Source organism: Thalassospira profundimaris WP0211, from assembly GCF_000300275.1.
In the GTDB taxonomy this organism is placed as follows: Bacteria; Pseudomonadota; Alphaproteobacteria; order Rhodospirillales; family Thalassospiraceae; genus Thalassospira; species Thalassospira profundimaris.
Genome location: NZ_AMRN01000010.1, coordinates 163429 through 169755 on the forward strand (window position 1 = coordinate 163429; position 6327 = coordinate 169755).

General features: G+C 55.0%; 6 protein-coding genes. 1 reads left to right on the top strand and 5 read right to left on the bottom strand.

Features of this window, described 5'->3' with window-relative positions; translation table 11 throughout:
* Nucleotides 1-43: 43 nt before the first annotated feature.
* The 5 genes from glyS to TH2_RS17690 form a co-directional block, all read right to left on the bottom strand.
* Complete coding sequence (gene glyS / locus TH2_RS17670) at nt 44-2107, bottom strand: glycine--tRNA ligase subunit beta (protein ID WP_008891807.1); 2064 nt, start codon at nt 2105-2107, stop codon at nt 44-46.
* A gap of 3 nt (nt 2108-2110) precedes the next feature.
* A complete protein-coding gene (locus tag TH2_RS17675) occupies nt 2111-3001 on the bottom strand; it encodes a glycine--tRNA ligase subunit alpha (RefSeq protein ID WP_008891808.1) in 891 nt (296 codons plus the stop codon).
* A 261-nt stretch (nt 3002-3262) separates the two neighbouring features.
* Entirely contained in the window at nt 3263-3487 is a 225-nt protein-coding gene (locus TH2_RS17680; RefSeq protein ID WP_008891809.1) for a hypothetical protein, read from the bottom strand.
* Nucleotides 3488-3562: 75 nt separating this feature from the next.
* Nucleotides 3563-4348, bottom strand: a complete 786-nt coding sequence (locus tag TH2_RS17685) for a tRNA1(Val) (adenine(37)-N6)-methyltransferase (RefSeq protein WP_008891810.1) — start codon at nt 4346-4348, stop codon at nt 3563-3565.
* A gap of 38 nt (nt 4349-4386) precedes the next feature.
* Nucleotides 4387-4644 carry a putative signal transducing protein gene (locus TH2_RS17690; protein WP_040824533.1) on the bottom strand — a complete coding sequence of 86 codons (258 nt, stop codon included), beginning with the start codon at nt 4642-4644 and terminating at the stop codon, nt 4387-4389.
* Nucleotides 4645-5162: 518 nt separating this feature from the next.
* Here TH2_RS17690 and TH2_RS17695 point away from each other — a divergent pair.
* Nucleotides 5163-6200, top strand: a complete 1038-nt coding sequence (locus TH2_RS17695; protein WP_008891812.1) for a polyprenyl synthetase family protein — start codon at nt 5163-5165, stop codon at nt 6198-6200.
* The last annotated feature ends 127 nt before the right edge of the window (nt 6201-6327 follow it).

Consider the following 6327-nt stretch of genomic DNA (forward strand, 5'->3'; position numbering starts at 1 on the left):
TGGGCCTCCCCAGATGGGGAAAGCCCCGCAACCTTGACCTGTTTTATGATTCGATTTTCGAGAAGTCGGCAATATCATGCAACGCTGTGCGAATTTGTGCCAACAGCTTCAAGCGGTTGGCACGTTCGTCAGCATTGTCGCTATTGACCGTAACCTTTTCGAAGAATGCATCGACCGGTTCACGCAACCGCGCAAATTCGGTCATTGCCGCGGCATAGTCCTCGTCACGCAGAAGTGGCAAGGCCTTGTGCCGGACATCAATGAGCGCCTCATACAGCTTGCGTTCTTCTTCCTGGCTCAGAAGATCGGCGGAAACGTCCGCTTTATAGGACATATCGTCCTTTTTCTCTTCGATGCGCAGGATGTTTGTCGCACGCTTGTATCCGGCCATCAGGTTAACGCCGCTTTCACCAGAGACAAAATCGGAAAGCGCTTCAACACGGGCCAACAGGCGGACAAGATCGTCCTCGCCATCCAGGGCAAACACGGCCGACACCAGATCATGGCGCACACCCTGTTCACGCAGATGGACTTTGAGGCGGTCTGCAAAGAAGGCCAGAAGGTCTTCAACCGCCTCGTCACGACGAATGGTTGCCGGGTACTGGGAAACCGCGAATGCAAACAGACGCCGCAGCGGCAAACGCAATCCGTTTTCCAGAACCAGACGAATGACACCCAGTGCCGCACGACGCAAAGCAAACGGGTCCTTTGAACCGGTCGGCTTTTCATCAATCGCAAAGAACCCGGCAAGGGTATCAAGTTTCTCAGCCAAGGCGAGTGCCACCGAAACCGGTGCGGTCGGGCACATGTCCGACGGGCCGGCCGGTGCGTAATGCTCGGCAATGGCGTTGGCGACTTCCGGGGCTTCGCCGTCATTTTCGGCGTAGTATTTGCCCATCAGTCCCTGCAGTTCGGTGAATTCAAACACCATCTGCGACACCAGATCGGCCTTGCCGATTTCTGCGGCGCGGTCGGCCAGTTTGACATCGCACCCCGGAATTTCCGCAGATACTTCACGCGCCAGACCGCGCAGGCGCAGAACGCGCTCTGCCAGCGACCCAAGCTTGGCATGGAAGACGATGTTATCAAGTTTCGGCAGACGCGATTGCAGCGTCACTTTCCGATCCTGATCCCAGAAGAACTTGGCATCATGCAGACGTGCGCGCAAAACACGCTCGTTCCCGGCGATGATTTTTGCGTTATTGTCTGCGGTAACCATGTTTGAAACCGTGATGAAGCGCGCGGCAAGCTTGCCCGCCTTGTCTTCAACCACGAAATATTTCTGATGTTCACGCATGGAGGTTTCAAGAACCTCGCGCGGGATATCCATGAACTGGTCATCAACCTTGCCCATGACCGGAACCGGCCATTCGACCAGACCACAGACTTCTTCCAGAAGACCATTGTCTTCCAGAAGTTCAAAGCCCTCGGACGCGGCAAGTTTCTTCGCACCATCAAGGATGACCTGCTTGCGCTCTTCACGGTCAAGCATGACCTTGGCCGCGCGGAGCTTTTCCTTGTACTCGGCGGCGTTCGAGACGCTGAATTCAGCCGGGGCAAGGAAACGATGGCCACGGGTGGTATCGTCTGCGGTGACCGGACCATAGGTAACCGGGATGACCTTACCGTCAAACAGACAAAGAATGCGGTCAAGCTGACGTACCCACCGGATTTTCTGATCAGCCCAGCGCATGGATTTCGGCCAGGGCAGTTTGTTCATCGCATCTTCGATGATGTCCTTGATCACCTCCGACGCCGCACGGCCTTTCTGTTCGACAATGGCAAACAGGAAAACACCCTTGGGCGTTTCGCGCTTTTCACACTGATCAAGGGTCACACCATTGCCGGCCAAAAAGCCATTGATGGCCTTTTCCGGTGCGTCGGCACGTGGCCCTCGGCGTTCTTCGCGCAGGTCAGGCTGTTTTTCCGGCAGACCATCGACAATCAGGGTCAGGCGACGCGGGGTCACCAGTGCTTCGACCTTATCAAACCCAAGGTCGGCGGCCTTGAGGCCGTCGGTGACCAGTTTGGTCAGGTCTTCGGCTGCACGTGCCTGCATGCGGGCCGGGATTTCTTCGGAGAACAGTTCAAGAAGTAATTCGGCCATGACTTATGCCTCCTCATTCAGATGGCCGCGCGACCGCAGCCACGCTTCGCAGCAGGATTTCGACATGTCACGAACACGGCCGATATAGGCCGCACGTTCGGTCACGGAAATCACACCGCGCGCATCAAGGAGGTTAAACAGATGGGATGCCTTCATGGCCTGCTCATAGGCAGGCAGGGCCAGACCACGTTCGATATTCACCGCACACTCGGCCTGTGCATCCTTGAAGTGCTGGAACAGCATTTCGGTGTTTGCGACTTCAAAGTTATAGGTCGACTGTTCTTTTTCATTCTGAAGGAACACGTCGCCATAGGTCACGCCAGCGCCGTTGTAATCAAGGTCGTAGACGTTTTCGACGCCCTGAATATACATCGCCAGACGTTCCAGACCATAGGTCAACTCGACCGGAACCGGGTTACATTCAAAACCACCAACCTGCTGGAAATAGGTAAATTGGGTGACTTCCATACCATCAAGCCACACTTCCCAGCCAAGACCCCATGCGCCCAGCGTCGGGCTTTCCCAGTCATCCTCGACAAAGCGGATGTCATGGGCCATCGGGTCAATGCCGAGATGTTTCAGCGAGCCAAGATACAGATCCTGCGAATTCGCCGGTGACGGCTTCATCAGTACCTGGAACTGGTAATAGTGTTGCAGACGGTTCGGGTTCTCGCCGTAACGACCATCGGTCGGGCGACGGGACGGCTGCACATAGGCTGCATTCCAGGTTTCCGGACCCAGCGCGCGCAAGGTTGTCGCGGTGTGGAAGGTACCGGCACCGACTTCCAAGTCATAGGGCTGCAGGATGACACAACCCTGATCGGCCCAATAGCTTTGTAGTCGAAGAATGATTTCCTGGAATGAAGGGGGACGTTGCGACCCGTCGAGCGCCATGGCGCGAACTCTCTATTACTGTTGTGTGTAAATTTAAGGCGGCAAGCTACCGCCCTGCCCCGGCGCGGTCAAGAAGGCAAAAGCCCTGAGACGCGCTGAATTTGCAACCCTTGTATCCCGCCCTTCGCGATCATGCCGCATTGCAGCAACATTGATCATCGATTATCGGGAAAAATCCAAGACAAATTCACGCGGATTGCCCCAAAGTCGAATGCCGCACAGGCGCTTTGATCTGAACCTGGCTCTTATCGCTGAAACGGCTTACGTATCACAGCGATGCGCATTGCCTTCGGCATGGTAAACGCCGCAATGCGGGCATTTTTCAAGTTCATGGGCAATCGGCCTGGTTTGCTTTTTCTTTTCCCGGCCGGTTTGCTTGGGCTGTTCGTTGCTTGAAACCTGTTTGCCGCGATTAAACAGCTTGAAGCCTTGCCAGACGACAACGATGATCAGCGCGGTGAAGAGGATTTTCGAAAAACTCAGCATATCAGGTCCCAAAGCACGGATTTATCTGCGACATCTGTCGCAGGCATGTCGTTCTTATATTGAAGTTTGACTGAATTAGAAACCGGGCAATGCCATAGGGTTGCGCAAAAGGGTATCGGTTTGCGGCAAATAGGCCCCGCCTTCGTCGTGCAAAACGATCCCGCGCCGCATGGTTAATGGCGATGCAACGCCCTTACGCGCAGAGACGATCACACGCAAGGGCGCCTCGGCATCCGCCTTGCTCCAGATCGGATAAACCGTCATGTCACCGGCCCGTCCATGCAACAGGCCGATGATCCGGTCCAAATGGTCCGCACGATGCACAAGCGTGATCCGTCCCTTTTGCCGCACCATCTTAAGACAAAACGCAATCCAGTCCTTGAGGTCTGCAGTACCTTCCTGATGGGCCTTCGCACGGCTTTCATTACTCGGCCGCGTGCCCCCGGCATAATAGGGCGGGTTGGAAATGACCTGATCAAAGCTTTCAGCCACCAGCGGCAGGCTACCATCATTGATGTCGCCATGAATTGGGGTCACACGCTCCGCCAGATCATTTTCCATTACGTTGCGGCAAAACAGCGCATAGAGATCGTCTTGCAGCTCTACACCAGTCACCTTCGCCGTTTCCAGACGACGGGCAACGCAAAGGCCGGCCGTGCCGACCGCCGCCCCGACATCGAGGATCTTTTCATCACGACGGGAATTGATCGAAACCGATGCCGCCAGCAACACAGCATCCACCGCCGCCCGATAGCCGTCGACAGGCTGCTTGAGCACCACCGACCCGCCAAGAAGAAAATCATGACTGATCCGTTCTTCGGGGAAGTCGGGCACTTCAATGCGTGTGGCTGCATTCACCATCGATTGTCCTGATCTGTCGTTTTGATCTGATTGACCTGTTACTCGGACGGTATCGCGTCCGACGCATCACGCTTTGCGTTATGCTCATCCAGTTCGCGTCTGGCAACATCAAGAACGTATTTCGCACGACTTTCCGCATCACCATCCACCATCAGACGCCGTGGCAAGGCACCGATCGATCCTTCGATGATGCTGGCGTGGTAGTCAAAGATATGGCTGTCGATGCCCTCATCGGCCAACACAGCCTGTGCCCAGCTCAGTTCGATGGGATCGTTACTGCGAAAAAGTTCGATCATCTGCATTTTCCTTCAAACTGTGATCTGGTCTTGCATACGTTCTGAAATAAGAAGAAATCCAAAAAACGATAATATCTCTATAATCTAGGGTCAGGACTGATTAATTTGATTTGAATGGCAGCCGCTATATTGGCGAAATCCAAGGAAAAGCCCGCTGGGCGGGGCGGCACCCCACCCAAGGGATTTGACGCTGGAGCTCGTCAATATAACGGCTGTCCTTCGGATTTACCGGATTTGCACGGTCTACCTTGTCGCAAAACCTTGAAAGATCGGCATCTTCCTACGGTTTTGCTCCGCGTATCCGCACAAATCCGGTAAACCATTGAAACCAAATTAATCAGTCCTGACCCTCGGCGTTTGTGGTGATGGTTTTCAAAACCTGTGCGATAAAACTGTGAATTGCCAACGATCAGGCGTGTATCTGCACCGCATTTGTCCACTTGACCACAACAGCTTGGCCTATCTATGTTGAGGCCGCCTGCTGTTATTTGCAATCTTCGCCCACGCAGGCAGCGAAGATGCCATTTGAGAAGTCGGAATACAGCGTGACCAATACCGCACCGCAGCCAAAGACTCAGCCGAGCCTTGATTCACTGGTCAACCTCGTTGATGGCGACATGAAGCGCGTCAATCAGGTGATCATCGACAACATGCACAGCGAAGTCGCCCTGATTCCGCAACTGGCCACCCACCTTGTCGCGGCCGGCGGCAAACGCATGCGCCCGATGCTGACACTGGCATCAGCAAGGCTTTGCGGGTATGGCGATGGACCGCATGCTGTCGATCTTGCGGCCTGCGTTGAATTCATTCATACCGCGACCCTACTGCACGATGATGTCGTCGATGAAAGCCAGCTGCGCCGTGGCCAGGCATCGGCAAATGCCCTGTTTGGCAACGAGGCCAGCGTTCTGGTTGGTGATTTCCTGTTTGCGCGCGCCTTTGTCGTGATGGTCAAAACCGGGTCGCTGCGCGTTCTTGATATTCTGGCACAGGCATCTGCCGTCATTGCCGAGGGCGAAGTTCTTCAACTTTCGACCGCCAATGACATGGGCACCTCCGAAGAGGCCTATCTCGAAGTGATCACCGCCAAGACCGCAGCCCTGTTTGGCGCGGCATCGCAGATTGGTGCGGTGATTGCCGAACGTTCGGCCGAGGATGAAGAAGCGCTTCGCCTGTATGGCATTTACCTTGGCACGGCGTTCCAGCTGATTGACGATGTTCTGGATTATTCCGCCCATCAGGCAACCCTTGGCAAAACCGTTGGCGATGATTTCCGCGACGGCAAGGTGACGCTTCCGGTAATCATTGCCTATGCCAATGGCGATGAAGACGAAAAGGCCTTCTGGCGTCGCTGCATGGAAGATCAGGACTTCCAGGATGGCGATCTGGATCGTGCGCAAACACTGATCCGCAAATATGATGCATTGGATGCATCGATGGATCGCGCCCGCGAATTCGGCGAAAAGGCGATTGCCACCCTGTCCCGCTTTGACGATGGCGCAATCAAGGATGCAATGGTCGAGGCGGTCGAATTCTGCATTTCGCGCCCATACTAATCGATATTCCCTTTGCGCATGCCGGGGTCACACCCGGACGGCGCAAAAATATCTTGCGTAGCCTGCGATAAACCATTATCACCCGGCTTCGCAGAATGACGGAGCGTAGCTCAGCCTGGTAGAGCAC

Bases quoted from the DNA above. Each gene is read 5' to 3' on its own strand.
- TH2_RS17690 (WP_040824533.1), bottom strand. From the start codon at position 4,644: ATGATCGAACTTTTTCGCAGTAACGATCCCATCGAACTGAGCTGGGCA.
- TH2_RS17695 (WP_008891812.1), top strand. From the start codon at position 5,163: ATGCCATTTGAGAAGTCGGAATACAGCGTGACCAATACCGCACCGCAG.
- TH2_RS17675 (WP_008891808.1), bottom strand. From the start codon at position 3,001: ATGGCGCTCGACGGGTCGCAACGTCCCCCTTCATTCCAGGAAATCATT.
- glyS (WP_008891807.1), bottom strand. From the start codon at position 2,107: ATGGCCGAATTACTTCTTGAACTGTTCTCCGAAGAAATCCCGGCCCGC.
- TH2_RS17680 (WP_008891809.1), bottom strand. From the start codon at position 3,487: ATGCTGAGTTTTTCGAAAATCCTCTTCACCGCGCTGATCATCGTTGTC.
- TH2_RS17685 (WP_008891810.1), bottom strand. From the start codon at position 4,348: ATGGTGAATGCAGCCACACGCATTGAAGTGCCCGACTTCCCCGAAGAA.